Consider the following 17039-nt stretch of genomic DNA (forward strand, 5'->3'; position numbering starts at 1 on the left):
CGAACACGACCGTTAAGCCCTCCAGCGCCAATGGTACTTGGACCGCAGGGTCCTGGGAGAGTAGGACGTCGCCAAGCACGAGGAACCAACCGCATCTACATGCGGTTGGTTTTTTGTTGTGCGCAGAAGCGGCGAATTACCTCTCCCAGCCTGGGAGAGTAACTGAACCATTGATCGATGAAAAGGCGAGGAGGCAGGCCCGGCTATAGAGGAAGGTTCAGATGCCGACCTCGAAGTAAGCACAAGTAGTCTATTCAGCCGGTGCGAAATGGCCTTCGCCAAGCACGAGGAACCAACCGCATCTACATGCGGTTGGTTTTTTGTTGTGCGCAGAAGCGGCGACTTACCTCTCCCAGCCAAGGAGAGTAACTGAAGCTTGGATCGAAACTAGCCATCCCCTCTTAACGAATCCTCAGCACTCAATTGTTCGATTCACGAGCCTAGAGTAACGTTTAGGAATCTGAATCACGTTAATTGCTCCAAACCCAGCGAAAAACAATCCATTTTAGCGAAATAAGCTTATCTGGATTCGTTAGTGCATGGATTCCGCAATATCGGCCATTTAGCGTTTCCTAAATTCTTAAGCAGAGATCAATGCATTAGTTGAATGGAAACTTATTCCTTTCTGATTTGCGGAAGGTTGAAAAAAGAACCATTGTCCAGTTGCTGTACGAATTGCTGCAGCCATGTATAATACTCAAGCGCTTGCTTGAGCTTGTGCAGATCTTGAAGACAGATTTTCCGTTCGTCATCAGGGGTATCAATAGAAAGAATAATGTCGGAAAGCTCGGGAATAACGTCTTCAATGGCGTGACTCATTACGTCGATTTCCCTCTGCAGCTTCATCGTGAAAAAATTGCGGAATGCGAGGAAAAAGTCCGTTTCGGCTACGTATAAATCTTTACGCTCCTGCTTCTCCTCCAGTTTGGTCACCATTTTCGATTCCATCAATGATCTTACCGCATAGCTCATGTTGCTTTTGCTCATATTCATATGGGTTTTCATATCTTCAAGCGTCATCGGTTTGTCCTCGAAATACATAACGCCATATAACTGTCCAAAGGAATAAGTTGCCCCGTATAAATCCATCGTATCGGCGATCGCGTTAATAACCGTTCTACGCAGCTCGCTCCGTCGCTCGGACGAATCACTCTCGATACCGTTTAGATCGCCGCGTTCATCATTGCCCTGACTGTTGCCCTCTATCATGCCTTCACCCGCCATTTTCGTATGGATGCTTTCTTCAATTATACTAAAAGCTTTTACTAACCTAAAGCACACATATAAAGCCTCACATTTACATTTTATTTAGTTAATGTTTACGCTGCGATAACCATCCTTCGCTAAATTGAATGTACAATATTTTTTGTACGATACAACGGTTTGAATGATAATATCAATATTTTCCTCATTGTTAAAAATATTTTGAACGGAGGTCGAGGTTATGAATAGGTTGAGGTTAGGCCGGGAGCTGCAGGCTTTGCTGTTCACGTTGCCCGCTATGGCGCCTCTCGCCGTATTCTGGTTGTTCCCGATCGGATATGTATTCTATTTAAGCTTGACGAGCTGGGACTTCATGAGCGAGGACAAGCCGTTTGTCGGGCTGGACAATTACGTGGCGTTGATGCAAAACCCTGCATTTTACGAGTCTCTCAAAGTAACGCTGCTGTTTGTTCTAGGCAATGTGGTGCCGACGCTGGCTGGCGGTCTAGCTCTAGCCGTGCTGCTGAACCGAACGATGCGGCTGGGCGGCGCATATCGGGCTCTGCTGTTCTCTCCCTGGGTTACGCCAACCGTTGCGGTATCGATCGTATGGTCGTGGATTTTCGAACCGGAGGCGGGACTTGCTAATGCGCTGCTAAGATGGTTCGGAGCGGATGGCATAGGCTGGTTAAGCGATCCAGATTGGGCACTTGTCGGTATTTTGCTCGTCACCATCTGGAAAGGAATCGGTTGGGCGATGGTGTTTTACTTGGTGGCGCTTCGGAATGTTCCTGGCGACATCTTGGAAGCCGCCAGCATCGACGGGGCGGGAGCAACGCGCAAGTTCTGGAAAATTACGCTTCCGCTGATTTCTCCGACAACTTTTTTCCTGACGGTCGTACTCGTTATATCTTCGTTGCAGGCATACGATCAGATCAACATTATGACGCAAGGCGGACCGGCTGGATCAACGCGCACATTGCTGTATTTGTATTACCAGTCGGCGTTCGAGGCGTTCAACATCGGCGAGGCCTCGGCTGTTGCGGTGACGCTCGTTGCAGGATGCGCGCTGCTGTCGCTCGTTTCATTCACCTTGAGCCGCAAGTCGGTTCATTATTAAAAGACGGCCAGGCGGTCTGAATAGGAAGGAATGCGATGAATGACCAAGAGCAACGGAATTAAGCGAATTGTGATGCATGTCATGCTTATTGTTTTGTGCGCGATTATGGCTTTCCCGTTTTACTGGATGGTAACGAGCGGGTTGAAAACGAACGATGAAATTTGGCAGACTCCCCCTGCGCTGTGGCCCGCCGTACCGTTATGGAGCAATTTTGTCGACGCTTGGCAGAGCGCGAACTTTGCTAGGTATATACTGAACAGCGTGACGGTCGCTTGCGCCATAGCGCTGATCCAAGTCGTCAATTCGGGCATGATGGCGTACGCGCTGACCCACATGCCGTTTCGCTTGAAGGGCCCGTTGACCGCGATCATACTGGTCAGCTATATGGTGCCGACGACTGCCGTGTATTTACCGGGGTATGTCGTCTTGTCCAAGCTCCATCTGCTCGACAGCTATGCGGGACTTATTTTATCCAACTCGGTTAGCGTATTTTCGATATTCCTTATTCGGCAAGCATTCATGCAGGTTTCGCATGAGCTTGTGGAGGCGGGGCGGATCGACGGGGCCTCCCATCTGCGTATTCTATGGACGATAATCGTTCCGCTGACGAGGGCTTCCTTCGCCGTGCTGGTGCTCATTACGTTCATTGAACAATACAACAACTACTTCTGGCCGATGCTCATTACGAAAAATCCGGATTTGCAGCTTGTATCGGCCGGTCTGCGCAGCTTTTTTGTGGAGGGAGGTGCATACGGGCTGAAGTGGCCGCTCATTATGGCTGCCAGCGCCTTCACGATCGCTCCGCTGCTGCTGTTGTTTCTTTTTACGCAAAAAACGATTATGCAAAGCGTCAACTTCACGGCCGGTGTCAACAAAGGGTAGGAGAGAAAAGAGAAATTATACTATAGTTAATGGAGGCCTATTAAAATGAATACGTTAAAAAAAGGGTTGGCTTTTACGCTTCTTTCCAGCTTTGCTTTGCTTGCGGCTTGCGGCTCTAATTCGGGAGCGAACACGGAGGAAGGATCCAATGCGCCGACAAACGCCGCAACGAACGCGGCTCCTGAGCAGACGGCGGCGACCGAACCGGTGAAAATCGAGTTTTGGTACGGTCTCGGCGGTAATCTCGGCGACAATATGAAAAAAATAATCGACAAATTCAACGCCTCGCAGTCGGAGGTCATCGTACAAGGGATCGTCCAGGCCGACTATTCCGAAACGGAGCAGAAGCTGCAGGCCGCGATTGCCGCTGACATGGTTCCGGCAGCCGTATTGTCGTCCAATAACGACTGGGCTCGCAAAGGCTATTACGCAGAGCTGGACGAATTGATGGCTTCGGCGACGAACTTGAATGCGGACGACTTCGTGTCTACTTTTATTGAGCAAGGGCAAATTGACGGGAAACAGTATTTCCTTCCGATGTACGGGACGACGCAAGTGATGTATTACCGCAAGGATGCGCTGGAAAAGCAAGGTCTGAAAGCCGAAAACCTGACGACTTGGGAAGCGTTGGCGGATGCCGCGACCAAAATGACCGTGAAAGAAAACGGGAAAACGACGTTTTACGGCTGGGAGCCGATGTGGGGACGCGACAATATGATGGACGCGGTGTTCAGCAAAGGCGGCTCGGTGCTTAGCGAAGACGGGAAAACCGTTCTGATCGACTCGCCGGAATGGGTGGAAACGTGGGAGCTGTTCCGCAAATGGATTCATGAGGATCAAATCATGCGCATTCACTCCGGAGGCCAAGGCTGGGAGTATTGGTACAAAACGATTGACGATGTGATGAAAGGCAATGCGGCGGGTTACACCGGCTCCAGCGGCGACCAAGGCGACCTCGATTTCACGCAGCTTGCAGCTATGGAGCAGCCGGGCTGGGAAGGCGTTGGCGACGGAAAAGGCAAACCGGTAGCAAGCGGAATTATGGCGGGCATTCCGGCCAAAGCAAGCAAAGAGCAGCAGGAAGCGGCGTTCAAATGGCTGACGTACTTCAGCAACACCGAGAATACGGCGTTCTGGTCGATGAACACGGGTTATATTGCGGTACGTCAATCCGCGCTTGACGATCCGGAGTTCAAAGCTTACAGCGAAGCGAATCCGCAAAGCCGTATCCCGCTTATGCAAGCTTCCCATGCGAGCAAGCCGTTCATTGATCCGACCGGCGGCAAAATTACGGATGCGCTGACGATTGCGGCAGATAAAGTGCAAATTGGCAACAAGCCGGCGGCAGAAGCGCTTAAGGAAGCGAAGGAAGTGGCGCAGAAGGCGCTTGATGCGGTATTGAAATAGGTAGAAGAATGCTATAGCGGCACTGGGGGGAAGTAATGTAAGCTTCCTCCTGTAAGCTGCTGCTTGTTGTCGTAATAAGAGGGGTGGAAGCAATGGGTAAGTTGACCATAGGCGGCGACGTTTATGACGTGGATGCGATTTTGATGGATAAGGACGGCACGCTGATCGATTTTGTATCTATGTGGGGCTACTGGAGCGAACAAGTCATGACTGCGTTTAATGAGGGGCTAATCAGCAGGGGGCTGAAAGCTCTCGATGCGGCAGTGATTCCCATGTTTTGGGGAACGCGGCACGATGACAGCGGGCGGATCATCGAGTACGATCGCAACGGACCGCTGGCGATGGGCACGATGGCCGATTTATACGCCGTGCTTGCTTGGCAAGGTTATATCGCCGGCATGTCCTGGGCGGAAGCAAGAACGATGGCAATCCGCTGCGGCGAGGAGGCGAACGTTTCTTTGTTGAAGGAACGCCCTGAACGACTGTTGCCGAGAGTACAATCGTTCCTTGACGCTTGCATGCGGCAGGGGCTAAAGTTGGCCGTCGTAACGGCGGATGAAACGGATGCGGCGCTCCGTCATCTGGAGTGGCTTGGCATCCGTCCCTATTTCGAGGCGGTAATCGGCACGGATCAGGTAGAGCGCGGCAAGCCGTTCGGCGATATGGCGGAGCTCGCTTGCTTAAGGCTAGGCGTTCAGCCGGCAAGAACGGCCGTCATCGGCGATACGAACGGCGATATGCTGATGGGACGTTCGGCTGGTACAAATCTGCGAATTGCGCTTAAGGGCGGGCAAGCACTCTACCCCGATGCTAGTCATATCGTTTTAGGCTATCAGGAAATGCAGTTGGGAGGCTAGCGCAATTGAAAGGATTGAACGGGAGCGAGTTGGGCTGGATGTTTCTGGCGCTGGCCATCTTGCTGGAATTAAGCGGCACCTTGTCCTTGAAGATGTCGGAAGGCTTCTCGCGGCTGTGGCCGTCGATACTTATGTTTTTATTTTACGGAATCAGCTTTACCTGCTTGAACTTCGCGCTGCGCTACATGGATATAAGCGTTGCTTATGCTACATGGTCGGGTATCGGCATTGTACTCATTTCGGCTGCTGGCGTATGGTTTTTTCATGAGCGTTTGTCTACAACGTCGATGTTATGGATGTTTGTCATAGTCGTGGGGGTGGTGGGGCTGAACATGAGCTCCAAAGCGCATTCCTGACGGACTGCCATGAAAGAGGTCGAGCATAAGGTTTGCCAACTAACGGAAGGGGAATCGTTATGAAACATAGAGCCAATGAGGACGAAGCGACGGAGATGCTTGCATGCTTCCAGATTCTATCGGATACGCATATCAGATCCGACGACAATCATTTGTACAACCGTCATCTTCGGCTGGCGCTGGAGGATATCGCTTCAAGCGAATATGTATCCGAGAGCTGCGGGATTATGCACGCAGGGGATATTACCGATCATGGCTTAATTGAAGAATATAAGGCGCTGCAGCGTATTTTGCTGGATTATGAGAACCGTCTGCCGGCCATTGCATATACGGTTGGCAATCACGATGTCGCGCTGGGCGATTGGGCGTACCGGATGGAAGGTTACGAGACGGTCAGCGGCAGGAGAGACACCTACCACGATCACTGGATCAGCGGTTATCACTTTGTGTTTCTCGGGACGGAGCGAGGGCTGGAGCGGTTTGCGACCCTGTCGGAAACCCAGCTTGGCTGGTTGGACGAGAAGCTGGGGGAAGACGCGGCGACGGGCAAGCCGGTCTTCGTATTCCTCCATCAGCCTTTGAAAAACACGGTAGCCGGTTCGCTGGAGCATCAAGCCTGGTTCGGCGTGGAAGAGGATGAAGAGCTGCGTTCGGTGCTGCTTAAGCATCCGCAAGCGCTGCTGTTCACCGGGCATACCCACTGGCATTTGGAGTCTCCGCATACGATGCATCGCGCCGGCGAGCGGGGGCCAGTCATGTTCAATACCGCATCGGTCGCTTACTTGTGGAATGACGACGACGCCTATGTGCAGGGCAGCCAAGGCTATTATGTCGAAATATACGCGGACAAGGTGCGCGTGCGCGGCCGGAACTTCGTGGAAGGCAGCTGGTTGGCAGCCGCTGATTTTGAAGTGGAATTCTGATAGATAACGAGAGAAGGAGAACCCCGCAAACGGAGTTCTCTTTCTCTAATGAAGCAACAGTAGTTGTTATGGCTTATTAAACGTTCTTTTGCTGAGCCTCCAAATAATCGACGGCGCGCAGAGCAACGGTAACGGCCTCTGCACGGGTAGCTGGTTGGGCGGACCCGAAGCGGTTATTTTCCAATCCGAAGATTAGACCGTGCTTGACTGCGGTTGCGATATAAGCTTTGGCGTAGTCTGGAATTTGACCCGCATCATCGAATGTCAGCGTACCAGCATCCTCTAGCGGCAGCTTGAGGGCTCTGACGATCATAACCGCCATTTCCGCTCGGGAGATCTCCTTATTCGGACGGAAGCTGCCGTCCTCGTAACCGCTTATGATACCAGCCGACAGAGCTTGCTCAATAAATGGTTTCGCCCAAGCCGGAATGTTGTCCGCATCAGCGAAGTCGATTGTTTTGCCCGAGTTCTCCAGCTTTAATGCGCGGCTAACGATAGCCGTCCATTCCGAGCGTTTGAGGGAGGCATTCGGTTTAAAATCACCATTCGGATAACCGGATATAATGTTGAGCTGCACGGCGCGTTCAATCGCTTTGCTCGCCCAGTGTGAAGCCGTATCGTTGAACACGATTCCAGGAGTGGATGGTTTAGGCTCGGAAGTACCGTTCTCGCCGTTCTCACCGGCTCCGTTGCCTGGTTCTTCGGTCGTTTCTTCTTCTGTCGATGGATCATTCGGATTCGGACGGTCAGGAATTGAACCGAAGTTGTCGGCACCCCAATTTTGAACCGGTGTAGCGGAGCGAATTTGGATATCGACATCGTATTCCTCTACATAGTTGATGGCCGGCCAGTTGATGCTTACAAAGCCGCTCAATTTGGACGGAATTTCATCGACTTCGAATTGTACTCTTCGCGTATTGGCGCTAGCATTGCTATCGATGGTAGAGGTTTCGCTTCCGCCGACCATAAACGATGTAATTTCAGTGCTTTGCTTTAAATAAATTTGCATGTATTTAATGCCGTTTTGAACCAGCAATCGGCCTGGATGCGCGACATAGTCGTTCATAACCGATGTTTGAGAAGTGCCTGCTTTTAGAATAACGAAGTTCAGGCTGTATTTTCCGTCGGCCAGCGTATTAGGATTCGTTCCCGGATTTGTTCCAGGATTCGTTCCTGGATCCGTGCCAGGGTTCGTTCCCGGATCCGTACCAGGATCTGTTCCAGGGTCTGTGCCTTCTCCCGTGCCGTTATCGACCAACGTCATGTTTTCCAGATCCAAGCTTAAATAGACGTTATGCCAAGCGGAATAAACAGGTGACGTCATTTCAATGTTAACCAGTACCGTTTGCGTTGTGTAAATATCGTCGATGTTTACAGTAACCGTGCTGGAATTGGTAGTCGAATCTTCAATAGGAGCAACGGCAGCGCGATCATAACGAACGAGGTCGGCAGGATCAATCGTCGTGTTGGCGCCGTTTCTTGTAATCGTCGCTTTCGTCTCTCCAGGCTTTAGAATGCCGATGTACGCGAACAAGTTGGAGTCTTTCATTTCATGTGAAAAAGACGCCTCGCCGTCGCTGATCGTCAATCGGCCGCTATCCGGTACGGCATAACCATATACCGAAGAGGTAACATTAGAGCCGTCATCCTTCAAATATATGTACGGAACGCTGTACGTGCCATCCGGTGGCGGAAGCTCTGAAACGTCAAGATCCAGGTATACATTGTGCCATGCGGAATAAGCAGGCGAGGTCATCGTAATATTCAACAATACCGTTTGCGTTTCATAAATATCATTGATATTTAAGGTTGTTGTAATGGAATTGGTAGTCGAATCTTCAATTGGAGCAGTTGTTGCTGCTACATAGCGAACAAGATCGTCTGTATTGATTGTTGTATTAGCGCCGCTTCTTGTAATGGTCGCCTTCGTCTCGCCCGGCTTTAAAATACCAATATAGGTGAACAGCTCGGAGCTTTTCATTTCATGGGAAAAGGTCGCTTTACCGTTGGAGATCGTTAATTTACCCGTGTTTGCAACGGCGTAGTTATTGATCGAGGAGGTCGAGCCTGAGCCGTCATCCTTTAGGTATTGAAAGGGAATTTCGTATACGCCGTCCGCCGGCAGAGCCGGAGCGGATTGTTGAGCCGAGGCAGCCGCCGGTAAAATCGTAAGCAGCAGAGCCAGGGCCAAAAACAGTGCTGTGAATGGGCGAAGCTTATTGCGCATTTAATGTAACACTCCTTAGGATGTTTTTAATAAGAAAGCAATGAAATAAAGTTGATGCATGTATCGGACAATGCCATCTACTTGGCAGCAAAACCGATTAACGTAATTAATGTTTCCCTCCCGCTACGAAATTGTATTTCAAAAGGCCACAAGGAGATGGCAATGTGCAGATGAACGAATATCAAGGATAATGAGAATCATTATCGTCCAAACGGCAAGTTTGATTCTACTACTGGAGTATGAACGGAGCATGAATTTTAAATTACAAATTGAAGCAATTCGAACCGCAAAGAAGCAGCCCATGGCGTTTAAACGTCTTGGGCTGCTTCTTTCTTGCGTATTAGTCTAAGTAATCAAGCAGGCGGATAATAAGCGTTAGAGCTTCCGCACGGGTTGCTGTGGCGTTCGGATCGAATCGGTTGCCGTCCTTGCCTTTAATTAATCCGGCCTCGACTGCCGCGGACACTTCTTGTTGTGCCCAACCCGGAACGTCACTGCCATCGACGAAGGATAGAGCGGCGTTCGGATTTAGTTTAAGCCCCGCAGCACGGGAAATAATGACTGCAAGCTGTGCACGCGTCAACTGGCCGTTAGCACGGAATGTGGAATCCTCGAAACCGCTGATCAAACCTGCAGTTATGACACGCGCCACATGTTCTTTTGCCCAATTCGGAATGCTGTCGAGGTCTTGCAGGGCGTCAGCTTCTCCTTCCCCTTCGAGACCAAGCGCTCGGCTGATCATAACGGCGAACTCGCCTCGCGTCACAATGTTGTTCGGACGGAAGCTGCCATCCGAGAAGCCGTTGACGATACCCAGCTTGACTGCACGTTGGATGACGGCACTGGCCCAGTGAGATGCGGTATCGGTGAATGGAATGTTTGGACCTTCATTACCGTCTGGGTTGGTTCCTTCTTGCCCGTTCTCTCCCTCAGGATCGGTCCCTCCGCCTTCTTCGCCTTCCGGAACTTCGGTTTCTTCATCAGGATTAGGCAAAGCTGGCGGTCCGACCGCACCGCCTCCAATGACGCCGGAGTCGCCGGCAAATGTCGCCTGGGCTTCGTTGAATTTGAAATGAATATCGTATTCATGGTGATAGTTCAAAGCGCTCCAATCGATTTTGACCCACGCGCTTAATTTGGATGACAGGTTAGATAAGTTAAAGGTGACTACGCGTGTGTTGTTCGCAGCGTCTCTCGACGTTACGGAGCCGCTGCTGCCGCCTATTTTGAGTCCGGTAATTTCGGCGCTCTGTACGACAGTAAAGGATACGGTCTTGTTTCCTCCAGTCACTTTAACAAGAGCAGGGCTGACAAAATAATCGTTAGCTACCGATATTGATTCTGTTCCATACTTAAGGACGGTAAAAGGAATGTAGTAACTTCCGTTAGCAGGATATTTCGGATCCGTGCCGTTACCCGGAGTGCCCGGTCCAGGATCAGTTCCGGGCTCCGTACCGGTCAAATTAACAGAAGCTTCAAAAGCGGCGATGGCCATGCGTAACACAATTAACGCGGCATCCGTTTGGATCTGGGTTCCATTTGGCTGGGTGGCAGCTCCACCCGCCGTATCAATGGCGGCTTTGAATGTGGATATCGCCGAGGCGGGATATTCCCCGATTGCAGTTCCCGCTTTGGCTCCGCGCCATGCCGAAATGGCTTCAAGGAACTCCGAGGATAACAAGGAGTTGTTCACCCCGTTAAAGTTCAAGCGAACTTCATGCGTTCGATCATAATTGGCTGCCGGAATGGAAACATGCAGCTTGGCGTTCTGTAGCTGGCTTATATCGATGACATTAAGCAGCACAATACGATAATCTTCCGCAGCGTTTTCGTACAGAACGTCCGCATCGACATACTGGCCTTCGCTTTGCTTGTACTGGAACTCCGTTACTTGCGAGCTGTTCAAAATTTTAATCGTCGCATCATAAGTAGTACCGCTAATTTGGGTAACGCGCGCAGGCTTCTCGAAGTAGCTATCCGCGCTGGAGAAGGCCGCATCCGTCGCATGAGCGATCGTGTAGTTTAAGGTTGAACGTTCCAAGGACAGGAACGTAGTCACGACTTCAGACAGCGCAGCCGAAGCAGCGCTAATGTTCAACCGCGTAGCGGACAATTGAGAGCCCGTAACAATGGCGGTATCGATAGCGGCTTGCAGCGTCGCCAAAGCATCAACGTCGTACTGACCGCTTAATTCACCGTTCAAGGCGCGATCATGCAGCTCCTGTGCATCCGCGATTTCACTGTTTAGATTATCAAGCAATGTGCCGTTCAGGCTTAGATAGACGGATTCAGTGACACTAGGCTCATCAGCGGTTGAATAGTTCATTAAGACGATGCCGCTTATGGATTGATTATTAAAAGTCGTATGTCTTTGCTGTAATTGGGCGGAATATTGACCAGTTCCCACGTCTAATCCAGTAGATACCATCGTAACAGGCAGATCCATCACAAATGTGGGAGAGCCATTGGTGTTCGGCCTATAGTAGGTGATAGACGTAATTGGAATATTGTCATTGATGATAATATTGGCATGCTCGCGAGGCGTGCTGCGTTTTAGAATAGTCGCAGTTGAACCAAAGAGAGCACTTTTCGTGGATTCAACAGCATCCGAATCAAGTGAGTCAAGTACGATGAGACGGGCATCCGTCGCTAGTATTCTAGCGTTATTAATGGCGGTCGTCGCCGTACTAAGCGAAGTTACGCTAGCATTGACTTGATCCTGAGTCGCCAAAGCATTGTCATACATAGCTTTCGCATTCGTAATCGGTGTACCCATAGTTGTAGACGTCAGACCGGCAATCGAGCCATCGACATATACCCCGGCATTTGGAACGTATGACAGATTGGCAGCGAATGCCTCTGCTTCTTGAATCGCAGTCAGCAACGATGATTTGTTAACCGTTACGCGTTGTTGCCTGAACACATTCAACGCTTGGACTAGCGCATTGTAAGCCGTAACGATTTCTTCGTCGGTCGCCGCCATGTCGCTCTCGACCTCGACAGCATCACTGATAGCATAATTCAAGGAGGCCCTTGCTCCCGGTTTGTATGCCCCATGCCATGCGCCGTCTTGGGTACTGTTATATAAGGATTGAGCTAAAGTGATTTGCCAGGAAAGATCATCAAGGCTCACGTCTGGTACTTCGGTCACTGGAGGCTCTTCGACGGATACAAACGGAAGATTGCTTGTATCAATCACGACTTGAGCCAAATACCAATGATCGTAGACAAAAGGTTGGCCTTGAACATAAAGATCTTTCACCACAATGTGCATCAGCACATCTTGCTTGACTTGCACATCGTCAATTGGAAATTCTACCGTGCCATAATAGCCTTCAACTAACTTATTCTCGTTTAGCGGTCCACGAGGTACAGTGCCGTCCGAGACATCAACCTCAACTGCCTGATTGAATTGGGATACGGCATCCGCGTTCGCAGAGGGCGTGCCGCCTGGCTTCAGGCTTCCCCAATACTCGTACCAGTCGTAGTTAATAAAATCAATTTGCAGTTTGTAGGCGCCGTCTTCAGAGATCAGCTTGCCTTTTGTTGATTTGAGATGTCCTTCGGCATACGATTCCTTGTCGCTATTGTTCTGTAAGATACGGAAATCGACCTCGTATTCGCCGTCCCGTACCTTAGTAGCTGGAGCAGGTTCAGCTGCTGCTGCCGAAATAGGAAAGGCAGACAAGAGAAGCATGCTCGCAATCAGAATAGACAAGTAACGTTTCAGTGACTTCTTATAAAACATGATGATTACTCTCTCCTTTGCAAAATAAAAATAGAAAGCCGCATACCGCCTTCGTTACACAAGCGACAGGCAGATCAGCGGTTGAGCCGACCTGCCCGTTGCTTGTGCAGCGAAAGCAAAATGAAGCAGGCTGCGCCGTATGATGACGGCGCAAGCCATTTCAATCTTGTTTCAACTGTCGCTTACAACCATTCAATCTCTATTTCGTGGGTAGCGTTATACAGTCCGAATACCGAAACGGATATTTTTGCTTTGGCATTCACGCTGAAATCATCGATAGGGAACGTGTAGTAGATCACGCCGCCCGATGTCGAACCTGTGAAAGGTGTATAGCTGGAACCTCCGTCATAGGAGATGCTTAATCCGTTGATGCTGTACAACAACGAAGTTGTGAATCCGAGTGTCACCGTTTCGCCGTCGCTGGCGATCGAAGCAGGTTTAACGGCATAACCGTCGGCTGTTGAAGTTTCAGTCGGATTAGCGGCTTTGACGAGTCGGAAGTTTTGATCAGTCGCAGCGGAAGCAGAACCAACAATCAGGACAAGGGACATTACAAGAGCTAGAAGCAGAGTAGGCAAGCCTTTTCTCAAAGTGAATTTCATTGATATCAGTCTCCTTTGATTTGAAATAAGTATTTTTTAAAGCAATGATGCGTTAACGACAAAACGATAGTTTGGTAACTGCCCACTCATTGATGGGCTTGAATTCCCCCTCGACAAGTAGAATCATGCAGATGGTGAAGCTACAGAGATACTAAGATGCCAAGATAATGATAATCATTATCGCTACTGATGCAAAAAAAATTTCTGTTCCCTAAGTACGGACGCACCGGTATACGTGCCGTTCTTCTCTCTCAGAAAGCGTCCGGCGTGTACATCGCCTTAGACAAACTAAATTTTACAGCCCGATTATGAACGGAGCGTGAACATTAAATTACAATTTTAACCACGACAGGAGGGCGGTTACAGGGAACAACTTACAGTTGGTAAAACTGTAATCTGGAATTCATGCTCCGTTCACAATGCGCAAGTAAAATCCTCGTGAAGCCATTAATGATAATCTCTCTCAATGTCGAGGGGAATCGGAGGGTCATGCATTTTGAAGTCGGCAACAAAAGAAAAGAATGCAACACTAAGGCATGCGGCGAAATGGAAGTTGCTGATGATCGGAGCTGCGGCAGCGTTAACCATTCTTTCAGGCTGCAGCGCAGGTGCAAAGAACGGCAGCGATTCAATAGGCAAGATCGTGCTGACGGACTTCGCAGACAGGAAAGTATCATTCTCGGAAGCTCCTAGCCGCATCGTCTCGCTTGGCAATGGGGAAGTCGATATTGTATATGCGCTGGGCGGCGCTGTAGTGGGCAGACCGGAGGATAACGATGGCCTCCTGAATGAGCAGGTCAAGGATGTGCCGATTGTCGGATCCGTCCATACGGTCGATCTGGAGAAGATCGCTTCGCTGGGACCCGATGTCGTATTAGGTAATTATCCCATTAATAACAACGATGTTCCTCTAATTGAGGGAATGGGATCTAAGATTGTTCTGACGGAAGCGAATTCGATTGAGGATATTAAGAAGCAAATCGAGCTATTCGGTAAGCTGCTAGAACGCGAAACGAAGGCGAAGGAGCTTCTAGCTAAGCTGGAAGATGAACTCGGAAGTTTGAAGAGCGTGCGGCACGAAGACGGCAGACGTGTGCTGATGGTATACGGAGCGCCGGGCACTTACCTCGCAGCCCTGCCGAGTTCGCTCGCTGGCAACTTGCTGGAGACAGCAGGCGGTTTGAATATGGCGGCTGAGTTCCCTCGTCTGCAGAACTATCCGCATTATGCGCAGTTAAATACGGAGCGCGTAGTTGAAGCGAATCCAGACGTCATCATGATCATGACGCATGGCAATTCTGAGGAAGTTCAGGAAGGTTTTGTCCGCGAGATGGAAGGCAATCCGGCTTGGAACTCGTTGTCCGCCGTTCGCGAGGGTCGCATCCATGTGCTCCCGGCTGAGCTGTTCGGCACGAATCCGGGTACCCGCGTAGCGGAAGCGGTTAAGCTGTTGACGGAGCTGCTGGAGCCATGAGCATGAAGGAGCGAAGGAATCGAAGACGGTGGCTTGGCATCGCGTCCGGACCGCTGCTCATCGTCTCGGCCATATATGGGATCGGCAGCGGTTCGGTGTCGATCTCGATTGCGGACATATGGCAAACGCTGTTCGGCGCAGGCGACACCGCGCACGAAGCGATTATTTGGAACCTGCGATTGCCGCGGGTACTGATCGGGTTGCTGGTAGGCGCATGCTTAGCCGCCTCGGGAGCGTTGCTTCAAGGAGTTATGCGCAATCCGCTTGCAGATCCCGGCATCGTCGGCGTATCCGCAGGCGGCGGCGTCGCGGCGGTAATTGCACTGGTGCTATTCCCTCAATTCGCTTACCTGTTGCCAGGTTTTGCTTTCGCAGGAGCGCTGCTCTCGTCCTTAATCATTTATTTGCTGGCTTGGGACGGCAGCAGCTCTCCGGTGAAGATCGTGCTGGCGGGCATTGCTGTGAATGCATTGCTAGGCGGTGTAATGAACGGGATCATGGTGCTGAACAGTGACCGGATTCAGAGTGTAATACCATGGCTGGCAGGAGGCTTGAGCGGCAGAAGCTGGCCTCATCTGCAATTCATGCTGCCGTATGCTGCAATCGGACTGCTTCTTGTTCCATTCGCCGCGAAGACGACGAACTTGCTCATGCTGGGCGATCAATCCGCTTCCTCACTCGGCCAGCATGTAGAGCGTCAGCGCTTCCTGATTGTCGTGCTTGCTTCGTTGTTAGCAGGAGCGGCAGTCAGCGTTGCAGGGCTGGTCGGATTTGTCGGGTTAATCGTACCTCATGCCGTACGCCTTCTGATCGGAGACGATTACCGATATTTGTTACCGTATTCGATCGTCGGCGGAGCCTCTCTTATGGTCATAGCCGATACAGCGGCGAGAAGCTGGTTTGATCCGATTGAACTGCCAGCAGGCATCTTGCTCGCATGCATTGGAGCACCATTTTTCCTAATGCTGCTGAAGAAGAGGAGGCTGATCCGCTAGATGTCGCTAGAGATAAGGGATTTAATCTACAAACAAGAACGATTCGAGCTTCATTCGATTACCGAGACGATACCGAAAGGGAAAATTACGGCGATCGTGGGGCGCAACGGCTCCGGCAAGTCGACACTGCTTCGTCTTCTCGCTAGAACGATCAAGCCTAATGGGGGAGACATTCAGTACGACGGGCGTCAAGGCGACGAATATTCTAGGAAAGCATTCGCTAGAATGGTTGCCGTGCTCGCGCAGGAGAAAAGCCACTTGCCGGACATGACCGTAAGAGAGCTTGTCGCTATGGGCCGCGCACCGCGCCAGTCGGCTTTTCGCAGCCGCTTGTCGCAGGAAGACGAGACTGCAGTAACCTGGGCGCTCACGACTGTCGGCATCAGCCACAACGAGGACCGAATGTTCCATACGTTATCCGGCGGCGAGCAGCAGAAAGCTAGAATCGCGATGGCTCTTGCCCAAGAGGCGGACATCCTGCTGCTTGACGAGCCGACGACATACCTGGATATGTCGCATCAGCTTGAGCTGATGGAGATGCTGCGGGCTTTGAACCGCAAGCTGGGACTGACGATCGTGATGGTGCTGCATGATTTGCAGCAGGCGGCGGCTTACGGCGATTATTTGATCGCGATGGAGGATGGCAGCGTAGCGGCAAGCGGGCCGCCAAAGTCAGTGATTGATGCACGTTTTATGTTAAGTGTGTTCGGAATAAGAGCCAAGGTGGATCTGCAAGGCACTTATCCTATTATTATGCCAATACCACAATCCGGGGAGGAAACGACAATGGTTATTGTAACGAATGTTTCGCAAATTACGAAGGGCAATGGAGTCAAGCTGATTGAGCGGTTTAACCGCATAGGCAAGGTAGAAGGGATGAAAGGATTTTTGGGTCTCGAAGTCATGCTGACTGAGAACACGAAAGAATACGACGAAGTCACGGTCAGCACGCGCTGGGAGAGCAAGGCAGACTTCCAAGCGTGGACGCGCAGCGAAGCTTTCCGCGAATCGCATTCCCACCGCGAGACGCCGGAATATATCATCAACAACAAAATTGCTTTCTACGATGTAAAAATCGTTCGAAATCCGCTTCCGGAAGCAGAAGCAGAGGCGGAAGTTCAAAGCGTATAACAGGACTGTGAACGGGCTTACAGGAGTCAGTCGATAACGGCTCCTGAAGCCCTTTTATATGGAATACAGTCAACAATAGTGCTTGAACCAGCCCGGAGACCAGTCCGATTTACA

General features: G+C 50.7%; 13 protein-coding genes and 1 rRNA gene. 10 read left to right on the forward strand and 4 right to left on the reverse strand.

Annotation, left to right across the window (positions count from 1 at the left end):
• Positions 1–77, forward strand: a 5S ribosomal RNA gene (gene rrf / locus V8F51_RS31620); the annotation flags it as partial.
• A 538-nt stretch (positions 78–615) separates the two neighbouring features.
• On the opposite strand, the gene V8F51_RS24770 is transcribed toward rrf, so the two are convergent.
• Entirely contained in the window at positions 616–1224 is a 609-nt protein-coding gene (locus V8F51_RS24770; protein WP_337103193.1) for a GbsR/MarR family transcriptional regulator, read from the reverse strand.
• A gap of 220 nt (positions 1225–1444) precedes the next feature.
• Here V8F51_RS24770 and V8F51_RS24775 point away from each other — a divergent pair, with 220 nt between their 5' ends.
• From V8F51_RS24775 to V8F51_RS24800, 6 genes are all read left to right on the forward strand, one after another.
• The gene (locus V8F51_RS24775) at positions 1445–2323 is read left to right on the forward strand and encodes a carbohydrate ABC transporter permease (protein WP_337103194.1); all 879 of its coding nucleotides are present in this window, start codon (positions 1445–1447) and stop codon (positions 2321–2323) included.
• Between the two features lie 72 nt (positions 2324–2395).
• On the forward strand, positions 2396–3205 hold the full coding sequence (locus V8F51_RS24780) for a carbohydrate ABC transporter permease (RefSeq protein ID WP_442956483.1): 810 nt from the start codon (positions 2396–2398) through the stop codon (positions 3203–3205).
• A gap of 45 nt (positions 3206–3250) precedes the next feature.
• On the forward strand, positions 3251–4612 hold the full coding sequence (locus V8F51_RS24785) for an ABC transporter substrate-binding protein (RefSeq protein ID WP_337103196.1): 1362 nt from the start codon (positions 3251–3253) through the stop codon (positions 4610–4612).
• 92 nt (positions 4613–4704) lie between these two features.
• Positions 4705–5469, forward strand: a complete 765-nt coding sequence (locus V8F51_RS24790) for an HAD family hydrolase (protein ID WP_337103197.1) — start codon at positions 4705–4707, stop codon at positions 5467–5469.
• A gap of 38 nt (positions 5470–5507) precedes the next feature.
• Positions 5508–5825, forward strand: coding sequence for a DMT family transporter (locus V8F51_RS24795; RefSeq protein WP_442956484.1), 318 nt, complete (start codon positions 5508–5510; stop codon positions 5823–5825).
• Positions 5826–5884: 59 nt separating this feature from the next.
• A complete protein-coding gene (locus tag V8F51_RS24800; RefSeq protein ID WP_337103198.1) occupies positions 5885–6748 on the forward strand; it encodes a metallophosphoesterase family protein in 864 nt (287 codons plus the stop codon).
• Between the two features lie 76 nt (positions 6749–6824).
• Here V8F51_RS24800 and V8F51_RS24805 read toward each other — a convergent pair whose 3' ends face one another.
• The 3 genes from V8F51_RS24805 to V8F51_RS24815 form a co-directional block, all read right to left on the reverse strand.
• Complete coding sequence (locus V8F51_RS24805; RefSeq protein ID WP_337103199.1) at positions 6825–8975, reverse strand: NEAT domain-containing protein; 2151 nt, start codon at positions 8973–8975, stop codon at positions 6825–6827.
• Positions 8976–9315: 340 nt separating this feature from the next.
• Positions 9316–12723, reverse strand: a complete 3408-nt coding sequence (locus V8F51_RS24810; protein WP_337103200.1) for an NEAT domain-containing protein — start codon at positions 12721–12723, stop codon at positions 9316–9318.
• Positions 12724–12905: 182 nt separating this feature from the next.
• Positions 12906–13325 (reverse strand): hypothetical protein, encoded by a 420-nt coding sequence (locus tag V8F51_RS24815; RefSeq protein WP_337103201.1) that lies wholly within the window; start codon positions 13323–13325, stop codon positions 12906–12908.
• Between the two features lie 559 nt (positions 13326–13884).
• On the opposite strand from V8F51_RS24815, the gene V8F51_RS24820 reads away from it, so the two are divergent.
• The 3 genes from V8F51_RS24820 to isdG are packed head-to-tail and all read left to right on the forward strand — an operon-like array spanning position 13885 to position 16925.
• Positions 13885–14799 (forward strand): ABC transporter substrate-binding protein, encoded by a 915-nt coding sequence (locus V8F51_RS24820; protein WP_442956485.1) that lies wholly within the window; start codon positions 13885–13887, stop codon positions 14797–14799.
• The gene (locus V8F51_RS24825; protein ID WP_337103203.1) at positions 14796–15794 is read left to right on the forward strand and encodes a FecCD family ABC transporter permease; all 999 of its coding nucleotides are present in this window, start codon (positions 14796–14798) and stop codon (positions 15792–15794) included. Before V8F51_RS24820 ends, V8F51_RS24825 begins: the two co-directional genes overlap by 4 nt.
• Positions 15795–16925 (forward strand): heme oxygenase, encoded by a 1131-nt coding sequence (isdG, locus tag V8F51_RS24830; protein WP_337103204.1) that lies wholly within the window; start codon positions 15795–15797, stop codon positions 16923–16925. It abuts the gene before it with no gap.
• Positions 16926–17039 lie beyond the last annotated feature (114 nt).

Origin of the sequence: Paenibacillus sp. YIM B09110, assembly GCF_037167145.1 — a bacterium.
GTDB lineage: Bacteria > Bacillota > Bacilli > Paenibacillales > Paenibacillaceae > Pristimantibacillus.